23 protein-coding genes are annotated in these 24,164 nt (G+C 67.4%); 12 read left to right on the top strand and 11 right to left on the bottom strand.

Annotation, left to right across the window (positions count from 1 at the left end; translation table 11 throughout):
• Positions 1-61 precede the first annotated feature (61 nt).
• From guaB to ACFDSW_RS00865, 3 genes are read left to right on the top strand one after another with little or no spacing between them, the layout of a single operon-like run.
• The gene (gene guaB / locus ACFDSW_RS00875; protein ID WP_375248378.1) at positions 62-1,519 is read left to right on the top strand and encodes an IMP dehydrogenase; all 1,458 of its coding nucleotides are present in this window, start codon (positions 62-64) and stop codon (positions 1,517-1,519) included.
• Positions 1,520-1,525: 6 nt separating this feature from the next.
• Positions 1,526-2,680 carry an RsmB/NOP family class I SAM-dependent RNA methyltransferase gene (locus tag ACFDSW_RS00870; RefSeq protein ID WP_375248377.1) on the top strand — a complete coding sequence of 385 codons (1,155 nt, stop codon included), beginning with the start codon at positions 1,526-1,528 and terminating at the stop codon, positions 2,678-2,680.
• A gap of 33 nt (positions 2,681-2,713) precedes the next feature.
• A complete protein-coding gene (locus tag ACFDSW_RS00865) occupies positions 2,714-3,226 on the top strand; it encodes a tetratricopeptide repeat protein (RefSeq protein ID WP_375248405.1) in 513 nt (170 codons plus the stop codon).
• Positions 3,227-3,247: 21 nt separating this feature from the next.
• Here the strand turns inward: ACFDSW_RS00865 and rsmA are convergent, their stop codons facing one another.
• The 4 genes from rsmA to ACFDSW_RS00845 all read right to left on the bottom strand — a co-directional run bounded on the left by rsmA (position 3,248) and on the right by ACFDSW_RS00845 (position 8,855).
• Positions 3,248-4,090 carry a 16S rRNA (adenine(1518)-N(6)/adenine(1519)-N(6))-dimethyltransferase RsmA gene (rsmA, locus tag ACFDSW_RS00860; protein WP_375248376.1) on the bottom strand — a complete coding sequence of 281 codons (843 nt, stop codon included), beginning with the start codon at positions 4,088-4,090 and terminating at the stop codon, positions 3,248-3,250.
• Entirely contained in the window at positions 4,072-5,094 is a 1,023-nt protein-coding gene (gene pdxA, locus ACFDSW_RS00855; RefSeq protein WP_375248375.1) for a 4-hydroxythreonine-4-phosphate dehydrogenase PdxA, read from the bottom strand. Before pdxA ends, rsmA begins: the two co-directional genes overlap by 19 nt.
• A 10-nt stretch (positions 5,095-5,104) precedes the next feature.
• Complete coding sequence (locus ACFDSW_RS00850) at positions 5,105-6,475, bottom strand: peptidylprolyl isomerase (protein ID WP_375248374.1); 1,371 nt, start codon at positions 6,473-6,475, stop codon at positions 5,105-5,107.
• A 79-nt stretch (positions 6,476-6,554) separates the two neighbouring features.
• On the bottom strand, positions 6,555-8,855 hold the full coding sequence (locus ACFDSW_RS00845) for an LPS-assembly protein LptD (RefSeq protein WP_375248373.1): 2,301 nt from the start codon (positions 8,853-8,855) through the stop codon (positions 6,555-6,557).
• A gap of 144 nt (positions 8,856-8,999) precedes the next feature.
• Between ACFDSW_RS00845 and ACFDSW_RS00840 the strand changes: the two genes are divergently transcribed.
• From ACFDSW_RS00840 to ACFDSW_RS00825, 4 genes are all read left to right on the top strand, one after another.
• Positions 9,000-10,439 (top strand): leucyl aminopeptidase, encoded by a 1,440-nt coding sequence (locus tag ACFDSW_RS00840; protein ID WP_375248372.1) that lies wholly within the window; start codon positions 9,000-9,002, stop codon positions 10,437-10,439.
• 28 nt (positions 10,440-10,467) lie between these two features.
• Positions 10,468-10,935 (top strand): DNA polymerase III subunit chi, encoded by a 468-nt coding sequence (locus ACFDSW_RS00835; protein ID WP_375248371.1) that lies wholly within the window; start codon positions 10,468-10,470, stop codon positions 10,933-10,935.
• Positions 10,936-11,012: 77 nt separating this feature from the next.
• Positions 11,013-11,435 (top strand): nucleoside-diphosphate kinase, encoded by a 423-nt coding sequence (gene ndk / locus ACFDSW_RS00830; protein ID WP_375248404.1) that lies wholly within the window; start codon positions 11,013-11,015, stop codon positions 11,433-11,435.
• The gene (locus ACFDSW_RS00825) at positions 11,435-11,956 is read left to right on the top strand and encodes a GNAT family N-acetyltransferase (RefSeq protein ID WP_375248370.1); all 522 of its coding nucleotides are present in this window, start codon (positions 11,435-11,437) and stop codon (positions 11,954-11,956) included. Before ndk ends, ACFDSW_RS00825 begins: the two co-directional genes overlap by 1 nt.
• A gap of 27 nt (positions 11,957-11,983) precedes the next feature.
• Here ACFDSW_RS00825 and ACFDSW_RS00820 read toward each other — a convergent pair whose 3' ends face one another.
• Genes ACFDSW_RS00820 through purM form a run of 4 tightly spaced genes read right to left on the bottom strand, consistent with a single transcriptional unit; the run spans position 11,984 to position 14,587 of the window.
• A complete protein-coding gene (locus ACFDSW_RS00820) occupies positions 11,984-12,565 on the bottom strand; it encodes a hypothetical protein (RefSeq protein WP_375248369.1) in 582 nt (193 codons plus the stop codon).
• A complete protein-coding gene (locus ACFDSW_RS00815; RefSeq protein ID WP_375248368.1) occupies positions 12,562-12,924 on the bottom strand; it encodes an MmcQ/YjbR family DNA-binding protein in 363 nt (120 codons plus the stop codon). The genes ACFDSW_RS00820 and ACFDSW_RS00815 overlap by 4 nt, the downstream gene beginning before the upstream one ends.
• Positions 12,921-13,487, bottom strand: a complete 567-nt coding sequence (gene purN, locus ACFDSW_RS00810) for a phosphoribosylglycinamide formyltransferase (RefSeq protein ID WP_375248367.1) — start codon at positions 13,485-13,487, stop codon at positions 12,921-12,923. Before purN ends, ACFDSW_RS00815 begins: the two co-directional genes overlap by 4 nt.
• Positions 13,484-14,587 (bottom strand): phosphoribosylformylglycinamidine cyclo-ligase, encoded by a 1,104-nt coding sequence (purM, locus tag ACFDSW_RS00805; RefSeq protein WP_375248366.1) that lies wholly within the window; start codon positions 14,585-14,587, stop codon positions 13,484-13,486. Before purM ends, purN begins: the two co-directional genes overlap by 4 nt.
• A gap of 62 nt (positions 14,588-14,649) precedes the next feature.
• On the opposite strand from purM, the gene ACFDSW_RS00800 reads away from it, so the two are divergent.
• Genes ACFDSW_RS00800 through ACFDSW_RS00785 form a run of 4 tightly spaced genes read left to right on the top strand, consistent with a single transcriptional unit; the run spans position 14,650 to position 20,196 of the window.
• The gene (locus ACFDSW_RS00800; RefSeq protein WP_375248365.1) at positions 14,650-15,891 is read left to right on the top strand and encodes a heavy-metal-associated domain-containing protein; all 1,242 of its coding nucleotides are present in this window, start codon (positions 14,650-14,652) and stop codon (positions 15,889-15,891) included.
• Complete coding sequence (locus ACFDSW_RS00795; protein WP_375248364.1) at positions 15,888-16,526, top strand: chromosomal replication initiator DnaA; 639 nt, start codon at positions 15,888-15,890, stop codon at positions 16,524-16,526. The genes ACFDSW_RS00800 and ACFDSW_RS00795 overlap by 4 nt, the downstream gene beginning before the upstream one ends.
• Before the next feature lie 14 nt (positions 16,527-16,540).
• Positions 16,541-18,709 carry an RNA degradosome polyphosphate kinase gene (locus tag ACFDSW_RS00790; protein WP_375248403.1) on the top strand — a complete coding sequence of 723 codons (2,169 nt, stop codon included), beginning with the start codon at positions 16,541-16,543 and terminating at the stop codon, positions 18,707-18,709.
• Positions 18,710-18,750: 41 nt separating this feature from the next.
• Positions 18,751-20,196 carry a Ppx/GppA family phosphatase gene (locus ACFDSW_RS00785; protein ID WP_375248363.1) on the top strand — a complete coding sequence of 482 codons (1,446 nt, stop codon included), beginning with the start codon at positions 18,751-18,753 and terminating at the stop codon, positions 20,194-20,196.
• Positions 20,197-20,223: 27 nt separating this feature from the next.
• Here the strand turns inward: ACFDSW_RS00785 and ACFDSW_RS00780 are convergent, their stop codons facing one another.
• Positions 20,224-20,505, bottom strand: a complete 282-nt coding sequence (locus ACFDSW_RS00780) for an I78 family peptidase inhibitor (protein WP_375248402.1) — start codon at positions 20,503-20,505, stop codon at positions 20,224-20,226.
• A complete protein-coding gene (gene rnd / locus ACFDSW_RS00775; protein WP_375248362.1) occupies positions 20,505-21,683 on the bottom strand; it encodes a ribonuclease D in 1,179 nt (392 codons plus the stop codon). The genes ACFDSW_RS00780 and rnd overlap by 1 nt, the downstream gene beginning before the upstream one ends.
• Before the next feature lie 177 nt (positions 21,684-21,860).
• On the opposite strand from rnd, the gene aspS reads away from it, so the two are divergent.
• Complete coding sequence (gene aspS, locus ACFDSW_RS00770) at positions 21,861-23,660, top strand: aspartate--tRNA ligase (protein WP_375248361.1); 1,800 nt, start codon at positions 21,861-21,863, stop codon at positions 23,658-23,660.
• Between the two features lie 66 nt (positions 23,661-23,726).
• On the opposite strand, the gene ACFDSW_RS00765 is transcribed toward aspS, so the two are convergent.
• Positions 23,727-24,164: carbonic anhydrase (locus ACFDSW_RS00765; protein WP_375248360.1), on the bottom strand; the 438-nt coding region annotated here is incomplete at its 5' end.

The raw sequence follows: 24,164 nt of genomic DNA, 5'->3' as shown, positions 1-24,164 counted from the left end.
GATCCGGGGCGGTTGCGGTTACATGGCGCGCCACTCCTCGCCCTCAAGGATTCGGCACCCTATGGATATCCGCCTCGGCCTCACCTTCGACGACGTTCTGCTGGTGCCGGCGGAATCGAACGTGCTTCCCGGCGAAGCCGATACGCGCACCCAGCTGACGCGCGGGATCGCGCTCAACATCCCCGTCGTCTCGTCCGCGATGGATACCGTGACGGAAGCGGACATGGCGATCGTCATGGCGCAATTGGGCGGCCTGGGGGTGCTCCACCGCAATCTCACCGTCGAGGAACAGGTTGCCGCGGTGCGCCAGGTGAAGCGCTTCGAAAGCGGCATGGTGGTCAATCCGATCACGATCGCGCCGGAGGCGACGCTCGCGCAGGCGCAGGCGCTGATGGCGGCGCATCGCATCAGCGGCATCCCGGTGGTGGAGCGCGACGGCAAGCTGGTCGGCATCCTGACCAACCGCGACGTGCGCTTCGCCGAAAACCCGCAGCAGCCGGTATCGGAGCTGATGACCCGCGACGATCTCGCCACCGTCTCGGTCGGCGTCGGGCAGGAAGAGGCTCGGCGCCTGCTGCACCAGCGGCGCATCGAGAAGCTGCTGGTGGTCGACGAGGCCTATCGCTGCGTCGGGCTGATCACCGTGAAGGATATCGAAAAGGCGGTGATGTATCCCGAAGCGACCAAGGACGCTGCCGGCCGCCTGCGCGTCGCTGCGGCGACGACGGTGGGCGACAAGGGGTTCGATCGTACCGAAGCGCTGGTCGATGCGGAGTGTGACCTGATCGTCATCGATACCGCGCACGGCCATAACCGTGACGTCGCGCGCGCGGTCGAGCGGGTCAAGAAGCTGTCCAATTCGGTGCAGGTGGTGGCGGGCAATGTCGCCACCGCCGCCGCCACGCGCGCGCTGATCGATGCAGGCGCGGACGGGATCAAGGTGGGTATCGGGCCGGGTTCGATCTGCACCACCCGCGTCGTCGCCGGGGTTGGCGTGCCACAGCTCACCGCGGTGATGGATTGCGCCGAGGAGGCCGCCAAGTCCGGCGTGCCGGTGATCGCCGACGGCGGCCTGCGCACCTCGGGCGATCTCGCCAAGGCGCTGGCGGGTGGCGCATCGACCTGCATGGTCGGTTCGCTGCTGGCCGGCACCGAGGAGGCGCCGGGCGAAACGTTCCTGTATCAGGGGCGGGCGTACAAATCCTATCGCGGCATGGGATCGGTCGGCGCGATGGGCCGTGGCTCGGCGGATCGTTATTTCCAGGGCGAGGTGCGCGATCAGCTCAAGCTCGTGCCGGAGGGGATCGAGGGACAGGTGCCGTTCAAGGGCCCGGCGCGCGATGTCATCCACCAGCTGGTCGGCGGTATCAAGGCGGCGATGGGCTATACCGGCTCCGCCACCATTGCGGACCTGCAACAGCGCGCCAGCTTCGTTCGCATCACCGGCGCCGGATTGAAGGAAAGCCACGTCCATGATGTCACGATCACGCGCGAGGCGCCCAATTACCCGACCCGCTGACCGGTCATGACGCCCGCCGCGCGCACCCAGGCCGCGATCGAGCTGCTCGATGCGATCATCATCGCCGCGCGCGAGGGCGGGGCGGCGGCGGATACGCTGATCGCGCGCTATTTCGCGACGCGGCGTTACGCCGGATCGAAGGACCGGCGGGCGGTGCGCGAGCTGGTCTATGCCGCGATCCGGCGACTGGGCGAGCGCCCGGCCAACGGGCGCGCAGCGATGCTGACGCTCGCCGACGAGGATCCCATCCTGGCGACGACCTTCGACGGCTCCCCGCACGGACCGGCACCGATCGGGGATGAACCTCGCGCGGCGCCTGGCCTGCATCCGGCGTGGCTGGAGGCGGCGCTGGCCGCGTCGGGGCTGGACGCGGTGGAACAGGCGGCGTTGATCGAGCGCGCGCCGCTCGATGTGCGTATCAACCGGCTGCGCGCGGATCCGCCCGCTCTGCCCGATGCGCAGCCGGTCCCCGGCCTGCCCGATGCATGGCGCCTGCCGGCTGGTGCGGACGTGTCGCGCTGGGCGGGCGTGGTCGAGGTGCAGGATGCGGGCAGCCAGGCGGTGACGCTCGCGGCGCGTGTCGAACCGGGCATGACCGTGCTCGATCTGTGCGCCGGCGCGGGCGGCAAGACGCTCGCGCTGGCGGCGATGATGCGCAACGAGGGACGGATCGTCGCGAGCGACGTCGATCGCGCCCGTCTGTCGCGACTGCTGCCGCGGGCGGCGCAGGCAGAGGTGGGTATCGTCGAAACGCGCCTGCTCGATCCGCGCCGGGAAGCGGCGGCGCTTGGCGATGTCCAGGCGGACGTCGTGCTGGTCGACGCGCCGTGTTCGGGAACGGGCACGTGGCGACGCAATCCCGAAGCGCGCTGGCGGCTCGATCCGGCGCGGCTGGAGCGCTTCGCGGCGACCCAGCGCGATGTGCTGACGATCGGCGCCGGCTGCGTTCGCCCCGGTGGGGCGTTGGTGTATATCGTCTGTTCGCTGCTCGATGCCGAGGGCCCCGCCCAGGTCGATGCGTTCCTCACTGCCCATCCCGGCTGGCGTGTCGAGATGCCGGCGCTGCCCCTTGGCCGGGCGCGCGGGCAGGGAATGCGGCTGACCCCGGCGCACGACGCGACGGACGGCTTTTTTGTCGCACGCCTGATCGCCGCGTGCTAATCCATGACGATCGTGTCGAAGTTGGAGCCGTTCATGCGTTTCACCCCGGTCGCCATCGCCGCCTCGCTTGCGCTGGTGTCGATATCGACCTCGCTTCACGGCCAGCGCCCCGACGATCAGATCGACGCGCGTAGTCTCGCGCTGCTGCAGCAAGGCAAGGCTGCCCAGGCGGCGGGCAATCTCGACGGTGCGACCGATTTGCTCGAAACAGCGGTGACGGTCGACCCGCGCAACCGCCAGGCGTTTATCGCGCTCGCCAGTGTCGCGGAAGCGCGCGGCCTGCCCGGCAAGGCGATCCGGCTGTATCGTGAGGCGCTGTTGCTGGAGCCCAATGATATCGATGCGCTGACCGGGCAGGGGGAGGCGATGGTCGCGAAAGGCGCGGTGGAGCGCGCGCGCCAGAACCTCACGCGCGTGAAGACCCTGTGCAAGGGCGCCTGTCCGCAGGCGACGACGCTGGCGACGGTGATCGCCAAGGGGCCGCCGGTGACGACCGCGCAGGTGGGGGTAAATACGACCACCGTCGGGGTTGCCGCGAAGGACTGACGCTCCGGCGCGAGCGCGACGTCAGGCGCTCAAACGACGCGCTACCTCGACGAATTCCGCGACCGAGAGCGTCTCGGCGCGGCGTGTCGCTTCCACGCCTTCCGCCTCCAGCGCCGCCAATGCCCCCGGCAAGCCGCGCAGGCTTTGGCGCAGCATCTTGCGGCGCTGGCCGAACGCCGCCGCGGTCAGCCGTTCCAGTGCCGGCAGCGCCACGCCCGCGGGAGCGGGCAGGGGGGTGATATGCACCACCGCCGACATCACCTTCGGCGGTGGGGTGAACGCCGAGCGATGCACCGGCATCGCGATCCGCGCCGCGCTGCGCCACTGCGACAGCACCGCGAGCCGGCCATAGGCATCGGTGCCGGGGGTGGCGACGATACGATCCGCCACCTCCCGCTGGAACATCAGCGTCAGCGACTGCCACCAGGGCAGCCATTCCGACGACAGCCAGCCGATCAGCAACGCCGTGCCGACATTATAGGGAAGGTTCGACACGATATGCGGCGCCCCTTCGAACAGGCTGCTCGCGTCGATCTCGGTGGCATCGCCCTCGATCACACGCAAGCGATCGGGATAGGCCGCCGCGAGTTCCGCGAGGGCGGGGATACAGCGCCGGTCGCGCTCGATCGCGGTGACGCGGGCGCCTTGGGCCAGCAGCGCGCGGGTGAGGCCGCCCGGCCCCGGTCCGACCTCCAGCACCTCCGCGCCAGCGATATCACCGGGGATGCGCGCGATCCGGCCGAGCAACTGGGCATCGAACAGGAAGTTCTGTCCCAGCGCTTTCGATGCGGACAGCCCGTGGCGCGCGATCACTTCGCGCAGCGGGGGCAGTGCGGCGGGATCGATCACAATGGAACGGCGCACCGCGCACGATGCGCCGCCGCCGCATCCGCCATCAGGATCGCGGCGATCATCGCGCCGGGATGCGCGCAATTCTGGCCCGCCAGCGCGAAGGCGGTACCATGGTCGGGCGAGGTGCGTACGATCGGCAGACCCAACGTCATGTTGACGCCTTCATCAAAATACAGCGTCTTCAGCGGCACCAGCGCCTGATCATGATAGCAGCACAGCGCCGCGTCATAGCGTTCCCGCGCTCGCGGGTGAAACATCGTATCGGCCGCATAGGGGCCGGTCGCGTCCAGCCCCTCGGCCACAAGCTGCTCGATCGCGGGCGCGATCACCTCGATCTCCTCTCGCCCGATCGCGCCATTCTCTCCGGCGTGCGGATTGAAGCCGGCGAAGGCGAGGCGGGGACGGTCGACTCCGAAATTGCGTTTCAGCCCACGTGCGGTCGCACGTGCCTTCGCGACGATCAGATCGACCGACAACAGCGACGAGACGCGCGCCAGCGGCACGTGCGTGGTGATCGGCACGACGCGCAGGCCTGGTCCGGCGAGCATCATCACCGCATTGTCGGGGGCGATGCCGCATCGTTCGGCGACGAATTCGGTCTGACCGGGGTGCGTGAAGCCGATGTCGTAGAGTTGTGCCTTGGATACCGGCCCCGTCACCAGCGCACGGCCGGCCCCCGAACGCACCAGACCGGTGGCGATCTCCAGCGCCCTCAGCGCGCAGCGCGCGCCGTCGCCATCGGGATGGCCCGGCACGATATCGCCGCCATCGGCGACGGTCAGCAGTGGCAGCGCGTCGGGGAAGATCGTCGATACGCTCGCCAGATCGGTGATCGGCGTGACCGGGCCGGACCAAACCTCGCGGATCGCCCGACGATCGCCGACCGCGACGAACGGGGGGAGCGCGCGATCGCCGCGCGCTTCCCACGCCTTCGCGATGATCTCCGGGCCGATCCCGGCCGGATCGCCCATCGAGATGACGATCGGCGCGGCGGGCGGGGCGGGCGGCGTCGGCATCGCGGCGGGATCAGCGATATTCGATCACCGCATCACGCCGCAGGTCGCGTAGCGCCTGTTGCGCGCGCAGGTTGACGCGCTGCTGTTCAAGCTGGCTCTGGATCTGCGCCGCGCCCGGCAACTGGCCGTTCGACGCTTCGTCGCGACCGCACAGCACCAGCGTGCGCACGCCCTCGGTCGGCGAGCCGAACGGCGGGGTCGCCTGACCCACCTGCAGTTTCAGCATGATCGCCTGCAGCGGTGGCGGAAGATCACGAATGCGGATCGAATCGTTATCGACCACCTCGGCATTCAGGCCGGCGGCCACCTTCTGCACCGAACCGCAGCCCTGCAGCTTCTGGATCGCCGCCGCGAAGGCGGAGGTGCGCGCGGTCGCCTGCGTCTGCGTCGTCCCCTGCGGGAATTTGATCGTCAGCTGCTTCAGGCTCAGCCGCGCGTCGCGGGGGTCGGCGGTCAACACCTGACGCTTGTCGACCAGATAGAGAATCGAGAAGCCGCCCGGTGTCGGCACCGGCCCGGCGACCTGGCCGACCTGCATGCTCAACGCCACTTTCGACAGTGATTCGGGCAATTGCGCCGCGCGCACCCAGCCGAGATCGCCGCCGACGCCGCGCGTTGAGGCTTCGGAGAAGTTGCGCGCGAAATAGGCGAACGGTGCCTGCCCCTTGCCGAGTTCCGCGATAATCTGCCGCGCATTGGCGAACACCTGCTGCTCGCGGTCCGGGGTGGCGGCCAGATAGATTTCGTTGAGGTGATATTCCTCGGTGCCCTTCGCCTGCTCCAGTCGATCGAGGATCGCTTTCACTTCCTCGTCACCGACATTCACGAACGGCTCGACGCGGCGGCGCAGGTAACGGCTCCACGCCAGCTCGCCCTCGATCTGGCGACGGATCGAACGTTCCGACGATCCGCTATCGCGCAGATAGGCGGCGAACTGTTCCGGCGTGCGATTAAAATTCTTGGCGACGCGGGCGTAGCTCTGGTCGAGCTCCTCCTTCGACACCGTGATATCGGCGGTCTTGGCCTGCTGGATCTGCAACGTCTCGTCGATCAACTGGCGCAGCACCTGGAAGCGCAGCCGTTCGCGATCCTCGTCGCTGAGCTTCACCGCGTTCGCCGCAGCGATCAGCGCAACGCGCTGGTCGACGTCGGTTTGCGTGATGACGGTGTCGTTGACGATCGCGGTGGCCTTGCGGATGTTCGGATCAAGCTTGCCGAAAATCTGCAGGTTGGCGGGAATGTTCAGCCCGGTATTGTCGGGCAGCGATTGATCGCTGACCGTCTGCGCGATGCCGGAGCCGACGATCCCCAGGGCCAGCGCCGTCGCCAGCGCCGCTTGTGCGAGGGGGCGGGTCAGCGACGCGCCTTTCCAATATGTCATCACGATTGTCTCGAAATCCCGTTGCCCGCGCTCGTCTCACGAGCGGAAGATGACTGGTCTACGACAGCTGAACCGAGGCTTAGCGACCGAGGTTCTTGAAGGAAAGTGTCAACAGATAGCTGTTGCCCGCCCGCGCGTCACCCGTCGTCTGATAATCGCGGCGCCACGTGATGCCCAAATCGACGCAATCGTCCTGATAAGCGACGCCGATGCGATGCCGGATCGGGGTGAAGCCGTCCGCCGCGGATAGCAACGGATCCTCCTCACGGTCGGTCAGGTCGATCAGCGCCGAGCCCCATATGGACCAGAAGCGACCGATGCCCACGCGGCCGCCGGCGCGCAGTTCCTCACGGTCCTGCAAGTCCTGGATATCGATATTCCGGTTCAGCCGCAGATAACCGATCTGCGCGTAGGTGCGCCGTGAGCCGATGGTCGCGTCGATCTCGTTGCGGCGCACCGCCAGATTGTTCTTGTCGAGGCGATAGCGGTGGGTGAACGTGACCAGATCACCGATACGGACGTTGGTGCGCCCGACGATATCCGACAGCCGGTCCGACAGTCCGGTGCCGTCGGGCAGGATCGACGGGCGTGCATTGAGGCGATAGCTCTGCCCGACATTGGTGGAGATCGATACGCCCGGCAGGTCGAGCGCCCAATCCGCGCCATAGGTGATCCGGCTCGAATCCTCCCAACGATCATAGCCGGGGAAGCGATTGAGCGCGAAGAGGTTCGAATCCTCCAGGTCGACCGCCCGGGCATCCTCGTTGGGAATGGCGAGATTGCGGGTCGGCGGGGTGACGACCAGCTGGACGCGCGGCGAGAAGCGCTGGAAACCACCGAACATCTCGCCGATGAACGGCCAGCGCACGTCCGCCGCCAGCGCCGCGATGCCGCGCGTCTGAAACCCTTCGAGCCCGCGATAGCTCGCTACCGTCGTCGCCGCGATATTGGTAGTGTTGTAGGCATCACCGCGGGCATAGGCGGTCAGCGTCACTTCCTGCCCCGCGACGGTGATCCCGCGCCAGTCCCAGCGCGCGCTGGCAAAGGCGCGTTGCGTGTCCTGTCCGGACTTGCGCCCGATCGACAGTGTGTTGAGCTGCAGTTGCAGCGTTCCGCCCAGCAGCGCATCGGGCACGCGGCGGCGATAATCGATCTCGGGCAGGGCGACGGGCTGCAAATCCTGACGATCGCCGACGCGCAACGTCTGCACCGCCCAGCCGCTGATCGCGAAATAGCTGTTGGTGTCGATCCGTTCGAGCGAGACCGTGCTGCGCAGCCGGTCTTCCCAGGAGATATCGTAGCGACGCAGGAAGGTGCGATCGGTGACGAGCCGCAACGATCCGGACAGGCTCCAGTTTTCGTCAAACTGGAACCGCCCGACGCCATCGAGATAGCCACGGAAGGCGCGCTCGGTCTCGGACGTGAAGCCTCCGCTCAGATCACGGCTGCGCCGGCTTGATGTCGCGTAGCCGGTGATCGAGAAGGCCCCGAGCTCGGTGAGCTGGCGATAGCGCGCCTCGATCATCGGCAGTTCGGACGTGAAGATATGCGGCGCCACCACCAGCGACTTGTCGGGGCCGAGCGCGAAGTTGACCGGCAGCACCACTTCCACCCCGTTGAGGCGGGTGATGTTGAAGCCGGGGGTCAACAGCCCGGTATCGCCGCGCCCGCCGATCGGCACGCTGAATCGCGGCAGCGGCGGGGTCGACACACCGAAGAGGTGGATGCGGGCGCCATCAAAATAGACACGCTCGCGTTGGGGACGATAGACGACGCGGATCGCGGTGATCTTCCACGTCGGTTCCTTCGGGCAACCGTCGCTGTGGGAGACCGCGCACGGGGAATAGACCGCGCGCTCGAGGAACAGCGTACCGTCCTGATTGCGGGTGCCGCGCACCGCCGCCATGCGTCCGCCCTGTTCGAGGACGACGAGCATGTTGTCGACGACGCCGTCCTTGAGCGAATCGGTCAGTTCGATCGAATCACCATAAGCGACATCGCCCTCGGGGTTGGTGACCGCGACATTGCCGTTCGCCACCACCTTGCCGGTCTTGCGGTTCCAGACGACCCGATCGGCCCGCAGCCGATCGCCCTCCCGCGTCATGCGCACCGCCCCGGTGGCGGTGACGATGTCGGCGTCGAAATCATATTCGAGCGTATCGGAACTGAACTGTACCTGGTCCTCGCCCGCTCCCTCGGCTGTGGGCGCGGTGGCAGGCGTGACGACCGGCACGGCGGGCGCCGGGGACGCCGGATCGACCGGGGCCGGATCAACGGGCGCGAGCAAGCCGGGATCGCGATCCTGAAGCGACTGTGCCGCCGCCGGGGTGGCCAGGAGAAGCGGCAGCGCGCATCCGGCAAGAAATTCGATACGCCTCACGTCGCTCTTGTCGCATCCCTTTTCGAGCGCGCTTCCGGCGGTCGCGCGCCGTGGCCCTATCGCATCGGTCGCACGCGGCTGCAACGCTTTGCCAGTCCACGCGTCGAGGTCTAGGGGAACGGACGACAAGACTAAGGAACGATCATGAAGATTGCGTTTGCCGCCTCCCGCCCTGCCGATGCCGCCGTCGTCGCGATCGCCGTCCGCAAGGATGCGCCGACCGCGGGGATCGTCGCCGGTGCCGACGATGTGATCGCCGCCGCCGTGGCCGGACAGCGTTTCGAGGGCGAGCCAGGCAGCGTCGCGGAAGCGTTCGTCGCGAGCGACGGTGCGGTCCGCCGCTTCCTGCTGCTGGGCGTCGGCACGGGTGACGATGCCGGGTTCGAGCGGGCGGGCGGTGCGCTGGTCGCGCGATTGCTGACGTCTGGCGTGACGCAGGCGGTCGCCGATCTCGGCGGTGCGGAGCCGATCGCGGTAGCGCGCTTCGCGGCGGGCGCGGCGCAGCGCGCCTGGCGGTTCGACGAATATCGTACCAAACTGTCCGACAAGCAGAAGCCGACGCTGGCGACGCTGACGGTGGTCGGCGACGATAGTGCCTGGGCGCCGCGTGAGGCGGTAACGGCGGGTGTCGCACTCGCTCGCCTGCTCGCGACGCTGCCGCCGAACATCCTCTATCCCGAGTCGTTCGTCGAGCGTGTCGTCGCCGCGACGGACGGCCTCGGGCTGGAGGTGACCGTGCTCACCGAGCGTGAGATGGGCGAACTGGGCATGGGCGCGCTACTGGGCGTCAATCAGGGATCGGCGCGCGCGCCGCGTATCCTGGCGCTGAAGTGGAGCGGGGGTGGTGACGCGCCGTTGACCGCGCTGGTAGGGAAGGGCGTGACGTTCGACACGGGCGGCATCTCGATCAAGCCCGCCGCTGGCATGGAAGACATGAAGTGGGACATGGGCGGCGCCGGTGCGGTCGCGGGGGCGATGCTGTCGCTGGCGAAGCGCAAGGCGAAGGCCAATGTGATCGGCGTCATGGGGCTGGTGGAAAACATGCCCGACGGCAATGCGCAGCGGCCCGGCGACGTCGTCACCAGCATGTCGGGCCAGACCGTCGAAGTCATCAACACCGATGCCGAGGGGCGGCTGGTGCTGTGCGACTGCCTCACCTGGGTGCAGCGCACCCACCAGCCGAAGACGATCGTCGATCTGGCGACGCTGACCGGCGCGATGATCGTCAGCCTGGGCAATGAGTTCGGCGGGCTGTTCGCCAACGACGACGCGCTCGCGGACAAATTGCTGGCGGCGGGGCGAGCCTCGGGTGACCAATTGTGGCGCTTCCCGCTGTCGCCCGCCTACGACAAGCTGATCGACTCGCCGATCGCCGATATGAAGAACGTCGGTCCGCGCGGCGCCGGCTCGATCACCGCCGCGCAATTCCTCCAGCGCTTCGTGGAGGAGGGCGTCGCCTGGGCGCATCTCGATATCGCGGGCATGGTCTGGTCGGACAAGGATGGCGCGACCTGGGCGAAGGGGGCGACCGGATACGGCGTCCGCGTGCTCGACCGCTTCATCGCCGACACCTGCGAAGCCTGAGGGTCGGGCGGGCAGCGCGGAGAGCGGGATGAAGGTCGATTTCTATCATCTGACCCGCATGCCGCTCGAACGCGCGCTGCCGCAGATCGCGGAGAAGGTCGTCGCATCGGGCGCGCGACTGCTGGTCGTGGCGGCGTCTGCGGAACAGCAGGCGGCGCTCGATCGGCTGCTGTGGACCTACGCGCCCGACAGTTTCCTGCCGCACGGCCGCGCGGAGGCGGATGGCGACGACAACGGCGCCGTTCTCGCGGCGCATCAGCCGATCCTGATCGCGGGGGCGATCACACCAGCGAATGGCGCGCGCCATATCGCGCTGGTCGATGGCGAATGGCGAGACGAAGCTTTGGCATTCGATCGCGCGTTTCACTTCTTCGACGAGGATCATATCGTCGCGGCGCGTGCCGCGTGGAGGGCGCTCGCCACGCGCGACGGTGTCGAGCGGCGTTACTGGAAGCAGAACGATGCCGGCCGCTGGGAGCAGGCGGCGGGATCGTGACGCAGCTTGCATCGCTCCCCGCCCGCGCCTAGGGGAGCGCCACTTCCGCAATCCCTTATCAGGAGCCCGTGACCGTCATGGCCGCGAACCGTACCTTTTCGATCATCAAGCCCGATGCGACGCGCCGCAACCTGACCGGCGCGGTCACCAAGATGCTGGAGGAAGCGGGCCTGCGCGTCGTCGCCTCGAAGCGTATCCAGATGACCAAGGAGCAGGCCGAGGGCTTCTACGCGGTCCACAAGGAGCGTCCCTTCTTCAACGACCTGGTCTCGTTCATGATATCCGGCCCGGTGGTCGTGCAGGTGCTGGAAGGCGAGAACGCCGTGCAGCGCAATCGTGACATCATGGGCGCGACCAATCCCGAGAATGCCGCGCCGGGCACAATCCGCAAGGAGCTGGCCGAGTCGATCGAGGCGAATTCGGTGCACGGTTCGGACTCCGACGAGAATGCCGCGATCGAGATCGCGTACTTCTTCCGGCCAGACGAGATCGTCGGCTAATGACGATCTCGCGACTGCGGCGTGCATCGGCGGACGATGCCGCCGCGGTCGCGCTGGTCGCGCAGGCCAGCTTCCTCGAAACGTTCGCCGGGGTGCTGGCCGGCGCGGATATCCTCGCGCATCTGGCCGCGAAGAGTCGTCCGGAGCATTTCGCGGCGTGGAGCGCCGATCCGCGCTGCATACTTACGCTGGCCGAACATCCGGTCGGCGGGGCGCCGGTCGGCTACAGCTTGCTGACCCCGCCGGAGGAGGTTGGCGACACCCGCGACGGCGATATCGAGCTGCGCCGTATCTACACTCTGTCGACGGCGCGCGGCACCGGGCTGGGCGCGGCGCTGATGACCCAGGCGCTGGCGGATGCACGCGCCGCCGGTGCGCGGCGCATGTTGCTGGGCGTGTTCGCAGATAACGTCCGCGCACGGGCCTTTTACGAGCGCCAGGGCTTCGCCGTCGTGGCGGAGCGGCGATTCAAGGTGGGGGCGACCTGGTGCGACGATCGCGTCTACGCGCGGGACGTGTAGCGCGATCCCTACGCAAACGAATGTCGTTTACGGCTTCAGTCGCGCCCATAGCGCGTCGAGGGCCGCCTGATCGCCGCAGCGCTCGCGCAATCGCAGCCCTTCAAGCTTCACCTCACGACCGCGCAGCATGCGCCCGTCGATCCGCCATATGATGTCATAGATCGCAGTCGCGTTCCGGGGCGTATCGCCATCGATGAAATGCACCGTGATCAGCACCGGCAATCGCCCGGTCCGGGTATCCGGGCCGCCGTCGGTCATCGTCAGCAGTTCATGCGCGAACCACGCCGCCTGGATGACCGGGTCGCCCGACGGATGTTGCGCTGGTATGCCGACAGGGCGTGGAAAGACGATCGTCGCCTCGCTGAGATCGTGCCGTTCGTCTCGCAGCGTCAGCGTTCGGCCGTCGTCCTGCGCGCTGCCGACCAAGTCGACGCGCGTGCGCTCGCTCCGGGAAGCCTCGCGCGCGGCGGCGGCAGCGGCCCGCTCGTCGCGCTTGTCGGACCAGTTCAGCCAAAGCGTCAGCGCCCCGATCAGCAGGCCAGCGACCGCGATCGCCTCCGCCAGCGTCACCCAGCGGCGGCGGGTGGCCGCCTCGCTGGTCTCGCTCATCGCCCGCCGGCTTCCAGCAAGCGCCGCGGGGCGGCCAGTTCCCAGCTGCGCGCGATGCGATCCTCGACCAGCGCCCAGTCGACATCCTCCCCGGCCAGGTTGACGCTGACCCAGCCCTGCGGGCCGAGATAGGCGGGTCTGCGATAGGTATCGGGGGCCGCTTCCAGCAGCATCGCCTGTTCGTCTTCGCCGCTGGTGCGGACGCACACGACGATCAGGCCATCGCCGTGATGATTGTCACGCAATTGCGCGAACTGCCGACCGGCGACGAAGAACGTGGGCTGGCCGTGGCTCACCCGCTCCTCCGCTTCGGGGAGCAGCAGCGCGATCGCGCGTATCCGTTCGAGTTGATCGGTCATCGTCTCACCACCTCCGCCAAAACGGCGGGATAGAGGCGGTGTTCCTCAGCCAACACGCGGGCGGCCAGCGTGTCGGCGGTGTCGTCGGGAAGGATCGGCACTTCCGCCTGTCCCAGAACCTCGCCGCCATCAAGCTCCTCGGTGACCAGATGCACCGAGCAGCCCGCCGACGCATCGCCGGCCGCGATCGCGCGGGCATGGGTGTCGAGACCCTTGTAGCGGGGCAGCAGCGAGGGATGGATGTTGACGATACGCCCGCGCCATTGCGCGACGAATTCGTCCGACAGCAACCGCATATAGCCCGCGAGCGCGATCCACTCCGCACCAGCGTCGCGCAGCGCCGCGTCGATCGCGGCCTCATAGGCGGGTTTTCCGATCCCGCGCGGCGACAGCGCGAAGGTGGTGAGCCCCTGATCGCGCGCCCAGGCCAGCCCCGCCGCTTCGGGCTTGTCGGAGGCGACCAGCACGATGCGATAGGCATCGCCCTGCCGAGCGACGAGCGACTGCATGTTCGATCCACGGCCGGAAATCAGCACCGCGACCCGTGCTGGCGCGGCGCTCATGCGGTATGCGTCGCGGTCCAGCCGCCGCGCGCGCTCCATGTCTCGTCGCCGCCGGTTACGGTGCAACCGCGTGCGCCAGCGTAGACACGACCGATCCGGTGAACCGTCTCGCCAGCGTCGGTCAGGGCCGCCGCGACCGCCTCGGCCTCGTCCGCCGCGACCACCACCGCCATGCCGATGCCGCAGTTGAAGGTGCGCGCCATCTCCTCCGGCTCGATCCCGCCCTGCGCCTGGAGGAAGGCCATCAATCGCGGTTGCGGCCATGCGTCCGCGTCGATGACCGCATGCGCGCCAGCCGGTAGCACGCGCGGAATATTCTCCAGCAATCCGCCCCCGGTGATATGCGCCAGGCCCTTGATGCGATGCGCCTTCAGCAACGGCAACAGCGCCGCGACATAGATGCGGGTCGGCGCCATCAGATGATCGATCAGCAGCGTATCAGGATCGAACAGCGCCGGGCGATCGAGCTTCCAGCCCTTGTCGGCGGCGAGCCGACGCACGAGCGAGAAGCCGTTGGAGTGGACGCCCGACGACGCCAGACCCAGGATCACATCCCCCGCCGCGATCGTGGCGCCCGTCAGCACGTCGCCGCGCTCGACCGCGCCGACGCAGAAGCCCGCGAGATCGTAGTCGCCGTCGGCGTACATGCCCGGCATCTCCGCGGTCTCGCCACCGATCAACGCACAACCGGCGGCGCGACAGCCTTCCGCGATCGAGGCGACGACGCTCTCCGCGATCGCGTTGTCGAGCTTCCCGGTCGCGTAATAATCGAGGAAGAACAGCGGTTCGGCGCCTTGCACGATCAGATCGTTGGCGCACATCGCGACCAGATCGATGCCCACCCCGGCATGACGATCCCATTCGATCGCCAGCTTCAGCTTGGTGCCCACGCCGTCGTTCGCCGCCACCAGCAACGGATCGGAGAAGCCCGCCGCCTTCAGATCGAAAAAGCCGCCGAACCCGCCCAGATCGGCATCGGCGCCCGCGCGACGGGTTGCCCGCGCCAGCGGCGCGATCGCGCGGACGAGCGCATTGCCCGCCGCGATCGACACGCCGGCGCTCTCATAGGTGTAGGGTTCGTTGCGTCCATCGGTGCTCATCAGCGCCGGTTAGCCATATCGTGCTTGGATTTCCACGTCTGGTTCGTCAAAAGACGCGCGACATGCGTCGCCGTCTTCCGATCCTTCCGTTCGCCGGGGCCATGGCCGCCGTACTGGTCGCCGCGCTCGGCACCGCCGCCGTGATCGCGCAGATCGAGGGTGGTGACCGGGGCGTCGCCGCGGTCGACAGCTCGAACGATTTCGAGGTTGCCGGAATCAGTGTCGATACCATCGGCGCCAATGCCGATGCGGCGCGGCTGGCGGGCTGGCGCGAGGCGCAGCGCAAGGCGTTCGTCCAGCTGTCTCAGCGGCTTGGCGCGGGCGGGGCGGGGGTTTCGGACGGAACGCTGGATTCGATCGTGTCGTCGATCGTGATCGAAGGGGAACAGATCGGGCCGACCCGCTATGTCGCTCGGCTGGGCGTGTTGTTCGATCGCGCGCGCACCTCGGCGTTGCTCGGTGTGTCCAGCTTCGTGTCGCGTTCGCCGCCGTTCGTGGTGCTGCCGGTGCAATATTCCACCGGGGTCGGCACCGTGTTCGAACAGCGTACCCTGTGGCAGGAGGCGTGGGCGCGCTACCGTACCGGCAACAGCACGATCGATTATATCCGTCCGAGTGGCACCGGTCCCGACTCGCTGCTGCTCAACGTCGGCCAGACCCAGCGCCCCGATCGGGCATGGTGGCGTGCGATCATCGATCAATATGGCGGCAGCGACGTTCTGACGCCGACGGTGCGACTCCACCGGCAATGGCCCGGCGGCCCGGTGATCGGCGTGTTCGAGGCGCGCTATGGCCCCGACAATCGCCTGCTGCGCAGCTTCACGCTACGCGTCAGCAACGCATCTGGCATTCCCGCGCTGTTCGACGAGGCGGTCAAGCGGATCGATGCCGCCTATCAGGACGGGCTGCGTGGCGGGTATCTGGTCGCCGATACGGGGCTCAATCCGATCATGCCGATCGCCGAGCCCGTGCCCACCGACGATGTCGGCGATCTGATCGATGATCTGTCGGCCACGCCGGTGATCGGCAGTACGATCACGGTGCAATATGACACGCCTGACGTGGGCGCGGTGACCAGTATTGAGGGTGCATTGCGTGGCGTGCCGGGGGTAAGCAATGCGACGACGACCAGTCTGGCGCTGGGCGGCGTATCATTGATGAGCGTGGGCTATGCCGGCCCGCCCGAGGCGTTCCGCGCCGCGCTGGAAGCGCGCGGCTGGCAGGTGTTCGGTGACGGCACGACGATCCGCATCCGTCGCGCACCCGTTGCCGAGCCGCGTCCGGCAGGAGTGCCGACGGGATGACCCAGATCGCGCTGCCGCTGGCGTGGGCCGCCGACGCGCGCGACGCCGAATTCCTCGTCACCCCGTCGAACAGCGCGGCGGTGGCGATGCTCGATCGCTGGGCCACCTGGCCGGTGCGTACCGCCATCCTCGCCGGACCAGCCCGTTCGGGGCGCAGTCTGCTGGGGCGCATTTTCGCGACTCGCGCGCAGGCGACGGTGATCGACGATGCCGCGACGTTGCCCGAGGCGACGCTGTTTCACGCATGGAACGCCGCGCAGGAGCGCGCTGCGCCGCTGCTGCTGATCGCGGACGAGGTTCCGCCCGCCTGGGCGGTGACACTGCCCGACCTGCGCTCGCGGCTGATGGCGAGCCCATCGGCGCGGATCGGACCACCCGACGATGCGTTGATGACCGCGCTGTTCGAGCATGGCTTCGCACGCCGGGGTCTTGACGCCCGGCCGGAATTGATCGCCTGGCTGGTCGCGCGGGCGGAGCGGAGTCATGCCGCTGTCATCGCGACGATCGATAGACTTGACCAGGCGGCGTTGGCTGGCCGGCGCCGCCTGTCGATCCCGCTGGCGCGGGAGACCTTGACGGGCGAAACTCCTGATGATCACGCGACGTTGATCGACCAACGCGAAAGGAACCCATGACCCGAACGCCGAAGATGGCGCGCCTCGACGCCGACGACGCGCTGGATCCCTTCCAGGATCGCGACGGCGGTCGCTATTTCAACCGCGAGCTGTCGTGGCTGGCGTTCAACCGCCGCGTGCTGGAGGAGGCGTGCAATCCCGCGCATCCGTTGCTGGAGCGGTTGCGCTTCCTCGCGATCTCGGGCGGCAACCTCGACGAATTCTTCATGGTGCGCGTCGCCGGCCTGAAGGGGCAGCAGACGCTCGACGTCGACGCGCGCTCGGCCGACGGATTGACGCCGGGGCAGCAGCTTGCCGGCATCGTCGCCGAGGCGGACGCACTGATGGACAGCCAGCAGTCGGTATGGCGCGATATCCGGCATGAGCTGGCGGAGGCGGGCATTTCGGTGTTGAGCCACCGTGCGATCGACGCGGCGCTGGATACGGAGCAGCGCCGGTGGCTGGAAACGCATTTCCACGAACAGCTTTTCCCGGTCCTGACGCCACAGGCGCTCGATCCCGCGCATCCGTTCCCGTTCATGCCGAACAAGGGCATGGCGGTGATGTTCGATCTGATCCGCCGGTCAGACCAGGAGCCGATTCGCGAGCTTGTGATGCTGCCCGCGGCGATCCCCAGGTTCGTGCGCCTGCCGGGCGACCCCGCACGTTACATCGCGATCGAATCGATCCTGAAGCGTTTTTCTGGCGCGCTGTTCCCCGGTTATGACGTGGTCGGCGCGGCCGAATTCCGCGTGCTGCGCGATAGCGATATCGAGATCGAGGAAGAGGCGGAGGACCTCGTCCGCTACTTCGCCAATGCGATCAAGCGGCGGCGGCGCGGGCGCGTGATCCGGCTGGAACTCGAAACCGGCATGGCGGAGACGCTGGCATCGGTGCTGCGCGGCGAACTGGGTGGGGCGGATGCGATCGTCACCGAAAGCGGCTCCTTCCTCGGCATCGGCGATCTGGCGCTGCTGGCCGATGAGGATCGGCCGGACCTGAAATTCGTCCCCTTCACGCCGCGTTTCCCGGAACGGATTCGCGAATTTGGTGGCGATTGCTTTGCGGCGATCCGATCCAAGGACATCGTCGTCCACCATCCCTATGAGACGTTCGATGTGGTGCTCGCTTTCCTGAAACAGGCGGCGAACGATCCCGATGTCGTCGCGATCAAGCAGACGCTGTATCGCGCGGGCAAGCAATCGGCGGTCATCAGCGCGCTGATCGCCGCGGCCGAAAACGGCAAGGCGGTGACCGCCGTCGTGGAGCTGAAGGCGCGCTTCGACGAGGAGCAGAACCTGCAATGGGCGAGCGCGCTGGAGCGCGCCGGGGTGCAGGTGGTGTACGGCTTCATCGACTGGAAGACGCATGCCAAGGTGGCGATGGTGGTGCGGCGCGAGGGCGGCGGGTTCCGCACCTATTGCCACTTCGGCACCGGCAATTATCACCCGGTGACCGCCCGGATCTATACCGATCTCAGCTTCTTCACCGCCAATCCGGCGGTCGGGCGCGATGCCGCGCGGATGTTCAACTATATCACCGGCTATGTGGAGCCTGCGGATATGGAGCAGGTCGTGCTCAGCCCGCGCTCGCTGCGCAAGAAGCTGATGGCGTGCATCGATGACGAGATCGCCCATGCGCGCGCCGGGCACCCCGCCGCGATCTGGGCGAAGATGAATTCGCTTGTCGATCCCATGATCATCGAGAAATTGTACGATGCCAGCAACGCCGGGGTGGAAATCGATCTGATCGTGCGTGGCATCTGCTGCCTGAAACCGCGCGTGCCGGGCCTGTCGGATAATATCCGCGTCAAATCGGTGGTCGGGCGTTTCCTGGAGCACAGCCGGATCGCGGTGTTCGGCAATGGCGCGGCGCTGCCGAACGACGACGCGATCGTCTATATCTCCTCGGCGGACTGGATGCCGCGCAATTTCGACCGGCGGGTCGAATATATGCTGCCGATCACGAACGAGACCGTTCACGACCAGATCCTCGATCAGGTGATGGTCGCCAACCTGATCGACAATGAGCAGAGCTGGGAGCTGGAACCCGACGGAAGCTATGTCCGCACCACGCCCGGCGATAGCAAAGGCTTCAACCTGCACCGCTATTTCATGGTCAATCCCTCGCTGTCGGGGCGTGGGGCCGCGTTGGAGGCCGGCGGCGAAGTGCCGGTCCTGTCGCTGCGCCGTAGCCAGCAGTGACGTTGTTGCCGCTGCGCCGTGCCCGAGCGGTGGATATGCCCGTGACCGATCCGCGCACCGCGATCATCGACATCGGATCGAACTCGATCCGGCTGGTCGTGTATCAGGGACCACGGCGGCTGCCCGCGATCCTGTTCAACGAAAAGGTGCTGGCCGGGCTGGGCAGCAGCCTGGCCGCGTCGGGGACGATCGACGACGCCGCGATGGCGATGGCGCGCACCGCGCTCGTCCGCTTCGCCACGCTGGCGCGCGAGATGGAGGTGGACGATCTGCGTACCGTCGCCACCGCCGCGGTGCGCGATGCCAGCAACGGCGCGGAACTGATCGCGATCGCGGAGCGGGCCGGCCTGCGGGTCGAGATCCTGCCCGGTGAGCAGGAAGCGATCGCCGCCGGCATGGGGGTGCTGTCCGGTATTCCCGATGCGGACGGAATCGTCGGCGATCTGGGCGGCGGATCGCTGGAACTGGTGCGGGTGAAGGACGGGGCGGTGCATGCGTGCGCGTCTTTCCCGTTCGGGGTGCTGCGCATCGCCGCGCTGCGGGATGCGGGACGCCTCGACCGGGCGGTGGAGCAAGCGCTTGCGGCGACCGGCTGGATCGGGGCGGGGCGCGGATTGCCGCTGTATCTGGTCGGCGGCTCGTGGCGCGGGCTGGCGCGGCTCGATATGGACGTGACGCGCTACCCGCTGCCGGTGATCCACCAATATGCGATGTCGCCCGCCACGATCGCGCGGCTGCGGCGGACATTGTCGCACGTGGGCAAGGCGCGGCTGAAGGCGGTCGTTGGCCTGTCGAGCGGTCGTATCCCGACTTTGGGTGACGCGGCGGCGCTGCTTTCGGTGCTGCTGAAGCACCTTCGCAGTACGGGCACGATCGTCTCCGCCTTCGGGTTGCGCGAGGGGCTGCTGTTCGGCGCGCTGTCACCGGAGGAACGTGCACAGGATCCGCTGATCGCCGCCGCGCGCGACGAGGGGCGGCGTAGCGGCCGGTTCCCGGAACATGGCGACCTGCTCGATCGCTGGATCGCGCCGCTTTTCGCGGATCGGGCTGGTGACGCGCGGGTGCGCGTCGCGGCGTGCCTGCTGGCCGATGTGGGCTGGCGCGCCAATCCCGAGTTCCGCGCCGAGCGCGGGCTGGAGGTGGCGCTGCACGGCAATTGGGTCGGCATCGACGGGCGCGGTCGCGCATTGCTGGCGCAGGCTCTGTGGACCAGCCTTGGCGGCGCGCTCAGCAGCCCGCCGCCGTTGACCGGACTGGCGGGTGAGGCGGCGCTGCGGCGTGCGATGCAATGGGGTCTGGCGATCCGGCTGGGGCAGCGGTTGAGCGGTGGGATCGCCGGGCCGCTGCAACGCTCTTCGCTGGCGATCGACGGCGAGGCGCTGCGTCTTCACCTCGCGCCCGGTGACGCGGGCCTGTATGGTGAAGCGGTACAGAAGCGGCATCGATTACTGGCGATGCAGATGGGATTGAGCGCTGCGCTGGGGTGAGGCGGCGTGTTCGCCCCGGCCAGCGCTTCAACCGCAGCTCAGCTTGACGATCATCCCTCTGGCGTCGGTTTCGATATTCAGCCGGTCCGCGCGATAGTCCATCGTCACCGGCGAGCCCGTCACATATTGCCGGATGGTCGCCGCGCGGCTCAGGCGCTTCGCCTCGCCGCTGTTGTTGCTCGCGGGTTGCCCGACCAGTGATTGCGCGCGATCGGCATCGCATCGCGCTGCCGATGATGTTCCGGCAGGTCCAGCGGCGATCGGCGCACAAGCGGCGCCCAGCAACGCCAGCAACGGCGCGACACGCATCACGCGGCGTTTTCCTCGGCGCGGGTCATCTTCAGCCGGCCGTTCTGCACCGCGAAGCCGAGCCGACCCTCGACGAGGTCGAGCGCATCATGCCCAAACTGATCGAAACGCCAGCCTTCCAGGATCTGCAACCCCTGTCGCTGGCCCGCCGCGAGCAACTCCAGCTCGTCGCCGCGTGCCAGCAGGCGTGGCGCGACATCGATGTCGCGCGCGCGGATCTTGAGCAGCAATTTCAGCAGATCGGCGACCAGTGCGCCTTCCTTGCCCAGTCCCGGCTTGCGATCGTCGCGCGGCGGCAGTTCCTCGTCCGGCAACGGCTTCGCCGCCTCGATCGCCGCCATCAGCCGCGCGCCGATGTCGTTCCCCGCCCAGGTTTGGGACAGGCCGCGGACCTTGGCGAGATCGGCCTGCTTGCGCGGCGGATGCCCGGCGAGATCCGCGATCGTTTCGTCCTTGACGATCCGTCCGCGCGGCAGATCCTTCGCCTGCGCCTCCAGTTCACGCCAGCGCGCGATCGCCTTCAGTCGCCCGAGAACGTCCGCCTTCCGGCTGGCGATGCGCACGCGCTTCCACGCGCTATCGGGATCATTGGCGTAATTGGCGGGATCGCCCAGCCGCTCCATTTCCTGGTCGAGCCACGCGCCGCGCCCGGTTTTTTTCAGCCTTTCGAGCATCTTGGGGAAAATGCGCGACAGATGGGTGACGTCGCCGATCGCATAATCGACCTGTCGCTGGTCCAGCGGCCGGCGCGACCAGTCGGTGAAGCGCGCGCCCTTGTCGATCTGGATGCCCAGCCAGCTGTCGACCAGATTGGAGTAACCGATCTGCTCGCCCTGTCCGAGCGCCATCGCCGCCACCTGCGTATCGAACAGCGGGTGGGGGGTCTTGCCAGTCAGATTGTAGATGATCTCTAGATCCTGCCCGCCGGCATGAAAGACCTTCAGCACATCCTCATTGTCGACCAGCAGCGACAGCAACGGAGACAGGTCCAGATCGGGAGCCATGGGATCGATCGCCGCGGCTTCCTCGGTGTCGGCGATCTGGATCAGGCAAAGCTCCGGATAATAGGTGCTTTCGCGCATGAATTCGGTGTCGACCGTCACAAAGGGCGCGTCGGCGAGGCGCGCACACAGATTGGCGAGGGTGGCGCTGTCGGTGATGAGGGGGTGAACGTGCATAAGGTTCCGCCCTTATACCGGCGCGGGCGGGTTGACAAAGAGGGTTCGGACAGGGGAGGGCGCGCTATCGCCCCCGGGGCCGTCACCCCACCGAAAACAGGGGTCACAAATACCCAGCGGGCGCGTTACCCCCCAGACCCCAGCCTTCGCCGGGGTGACGAAACACAGAGAAGATCCATGCACGCCTATCGCACCCATCATTGCGCCGCGCTCACCGCCTCCGACGCGGGTACTGGCGTCCGCCTGTCGGGCTGGGTGCATCGCAAGCGCGATCACGGCGGTGTGCTGTTCGTGGACCTGCGCGATCATTACGGGATCACGCAGATCGTCGCCGATAGCGATTCGCCGGCGCTGGCGTTGCTGGACGGGCTGCGCGTGGAATCGGTGGTGACGATCGATGGCGAGGTGAAGCGTCGCTCGGAAGCGACGATCAACCCGAACCTGCCGACCGGCGAGATCGAGGTCTATGCCCGCGCCGCGACGGTGCAGAGCGTTGCCGCCGAACTGCCGATGCCGGTGTTTGGTGATGCCGAATATCCCGAGGAGATTCGCCTGCGGAACCGCTTCCTCGATTTGCGGCGCGAGAAGCTGCACGCCAATATCATGCTGCGCTCGGCGGTGATCGCGTCGATCCGTCGCCGCATGGTCGACCAGGGCTTCACCGAATTCCAGACGCCGATCCTGACCGCTTCCTCGCCCGAGGGCGCGCGTGACTATCTGGTCCCCAGCCGTGTCCATCCGGGGAAGTTCTATGCGCTGCCGCAGGCGCCGCAGATGTTCAAACAGCTGCTGATGGTCGCCGGCTTCGACCGTTATTTTCAGATCGCGCCCTGTTTCCGCGACGAGGACGCGCGCGCCGACCGTTCGCCGGGTGAATTCTACCAGCTCGATTTCGAGATGAGTTTCGTCACGCAGGACGACGTTTTCGCCGCGATCGAGCCGGTGCTGCACGGCGTGTTCGAGGAATTCGCCGACTGGCAGGGCAAGGGCAGGACCGTGTCCCCGTTGCCCTTCAAGCGCATTCCGTACCGCGAATCGATGCTGAAATACGGCAACGACAAGCCTGACCTGCGCAACCCGATCCTGATCAGCGACGTCAGCGAGCATTTCATCGGCTCGGGGTTTGGCCGGTTCGCGTCGATCGTCGAGGCGGGCGACGTGGTGCGCGCGATCCCCGCACCGGGCACCGCGGACAAGAGCCGCAAGTTCTTCGACGATATGAACGCCTGGGCGCAGTCGGAGGGCTTTGCGGGGCTGGGCTACGCCACGCGCAAGGGCGGCGAATGGGGCGGTCCGATCGCGAAGAATCACGGCGAGGCCAAGATGTCGGCGATGGCCGATGCGCTCGGCCTTGGGCCTGACGACGGGCTGTTCTTTGCCGCGGGCAAGGAGGCACAGGCCGCCAAGCTCGCCGGGCTGGCGCGTACCCGCGTTGCCGAGCAACTCGGGCTGATCGACGAGAGCCGCTTCGAATTCTGCTGGATCGTCGATTTCCCGATGTTCGAATATGACGAGGAGTCGAAGAAGATCGACTTCAGCCACAATCCGTTCAGCATGCCGCAGGGCGAACTGACGGCGCTGGAGAACCAGGACCCGCTCGACATTCTGGCCTATCAATATGACATCGTCTGCAACGGTGTGGAGCTGTCATCGGGCGCCATCCGGAATCACCGTCCGGAGATCATGTACAAGGCGTTCGAGATCGCGGGCTATAGCCAGCAGGACGTCGACACGAATTTCGCCGGGATGATCAACGCCTTCAAATATGGCGCACCGCCGCACGGCGGCTCCGCGCCGGGGATCGACCGTATCGTCATGCTGCTGGCCGATCAGCCGAACATCCGCGAGGTGATCGTCTTCCCGATGACGCAGAAGGCGGAAGATCTGATGATGGGTGCGCCCAGCTTCGTCAGCGCGAAGCAGTTGCGGGAATTGAACATTCGGGTGACCGCAGAGACGCCCAAGGACGCCGGCTGATCGTATCGCCGTCGCCCCTGTAAAGGCAGGGCGGGCCGGCGCGTGCGCCGGTCCGCCCTTCTTTCATCACGCCGGCTCGAACGTGCCATTCTCCTGCAACACGCGCAGCTTGCCGTCGGCGATCGCGAACACCGCGCCGTGCAGCGTGAGCGACCCGTCTTCGACGCGATCCTTCACGAACGGGAACGTCATCAGGTTGGCAAGCGACGTGCGCACGCCTTCCTGCTCGAGGGCGGACTGGCCTTCCTCGCCCTTGCCATGTTCGGCAACGACCTTTTCGCGCGCGTCGTCGAGCAGTTTGATCCAGTTGGCGACGAAGCCGCCATGGCCAGGCTCCGCGCCTTTCAGGTCGCCCGACAGCGCGGCCTTGATGCCGCCACACGCGCCGTGGCCGAGCACCAGGATCTCATCGATCTTGAGCACCGTGACCGCGAATTCCAGTGCGGCGGATACGCCGTGCAACCCGCCGCCGGTCTCGAACGGCGGCACCAGATTGGCGACGTT

Source organism: Sphingomonas sp. (genome assembly GCF_042091075.1).
In the GTDB taxonomy this organism is placed as follows: domain Bacteria; phylum Pseudomonadota; class Alphaproteobacteria; order Sphingomonadales; family Sphingomonadaceae; genus Sphingomonas.
The sequence above is the reverse complement of the archived record's forward strand: the minus strand, read 5'-3'. Positions and strand labels throughout refer to the sequence as shown.

Excerpts from the sequence above, each read along its gene's own strand:
- ACFDSW_RS00865 (WP_375248405.1), top strand. The coding sequence starts at position 2,714 with ATGCGTTTCACCCCGGTCGCCATCGCCGCCTCGCTTGCGCTGGTGTCG.
- pdxA (WP_375248375.1), bottom strand. The coding sequence starts at position 5,094 with ATGCCGACGCCGCCCGCCCCGCCCGCCGCGCCGATCGTCATCTCGATG.
- ACFDSW_RS00835 (WP_375248371.1), top strand. The coding sequence starts at position 10,468 with ATGAAGGTCGATTTCTATCATCTGACCCGCATGCCGCTCGAACGCGCG.
- ndk (WP_375248404.1), top strand. The coding sequence starts at position 11,013 with ATGGCCGCGAACCGTACCTTTTCGATCATCAAGCCCGATGCGACGCGC.
- ACFDSW_RS00870 (WP_375248377.1), top strand. The coding sequence starts at position 1,526 with ATGACGCCCGCCGCGCGCACCCAGGCCGCGATCGAGCTGCTCGATGCG.
- ACFDSW_RS00840 (WP_375248372.1), top strand. The coding sequence starts at position 9,000 with ATGAAGATTGCGTTTGCCGCCTCCCGCCCTGCCGATGCCGCCGTCGTC.
- purN (WP_375248367.1), bottom strand. The coding sequence starts at position 13,487 with ATGAGCGCCGCGCCAGCACGGGTCGCGGTGCTGATTTCCGGCCGTGGA.
- rnd (WP_375248362.1), bottom strand. The coding sequence starts at position 21,683 with ATGCACGTTCACCCCCTCATCACCGACAGCGCCACCCTCGCCAATCTG.
- ACFDSW_RS00800 (WP_375248365.1), top strand. The coding sequence starts at position 14,650 with ATGCGTCGCCGTCTTCCGATCCTTCCGTTCGCCGGGGCCATGGCCGCC.
- ACFDSW_RS00780 (WP_375248402.1), bottom strand. The coding sequence starts at position 20,505 with ATGCGTGTCGCGCCGTTGCTGGCGTTGCTGGGCGCCGCTTGTGCGCCG.
- aspS (WP_375248361.1), top strand. The coding sequence starts at position 21,861 with ATGCACGCCTATCGCACCCATCATTGCGCCGCGCTCACCGCCTCCGAC.
- ACFDSW_RS00815 (WP_375248368.1), bottom strand. The coding sequence starts at position 12,924 with ATGACCGATCAACTCGAACGGATACGCGCGATCGCGCTGCTGCTCCCC.
- ACFDSW_RS00820 (WP_375248369.1), bottom strand. The coding sequence starts at position 12,565 with ATGAGCGAGACCAGCGAGGCGGCCACCCGCCGCCGCTGGGTGACGCTG.
- purM (WP_375248366.1), bottom strand. The coding sequence starts at position 14,587 with ATGAGCACCGATGGACGCAACGAACCCTACACCTATGAGAGCGCCGGC.
- ACFDSW_RS00825 (WP_375248370.1), top strand. The coding sequence starts at position 11,435 with ATGACGATCTCGCGACTGCGGCGTGCATCGGCGGACGATGCCGCCGCG.
- guaB (WP_375248378.1), top strand. The coding sequence starts at position 62 with ATGGATATCCGCCTCGGCCTCACCTTCGACGACGTTCTGCTGGTGCCG.
- ACFDSW_RS00795 (WP_375248364.1), top strand. The coding sequence starts at position 15,888 with ATGACCCAGATCGCGCTGCCGCTGGCGTGGGCCGCCGACGCGCGCGAC.
- ACFDSW_RS00790 (WP_375248403.1), top strand. The coding sequence starts at position 16,541 with ATGGCGCGCCTCGACGCCGACGACGCGCTGGATCCCTTCCAGGATCGC.
- ACFDSW_RS00850 (WP_375248374.1), bottom strand. The coding sequence starts at position 6,475 with ATGACATATTGGAAAGGCGCGTCGCTGACCCGCCCCCTCGCACAAGCG.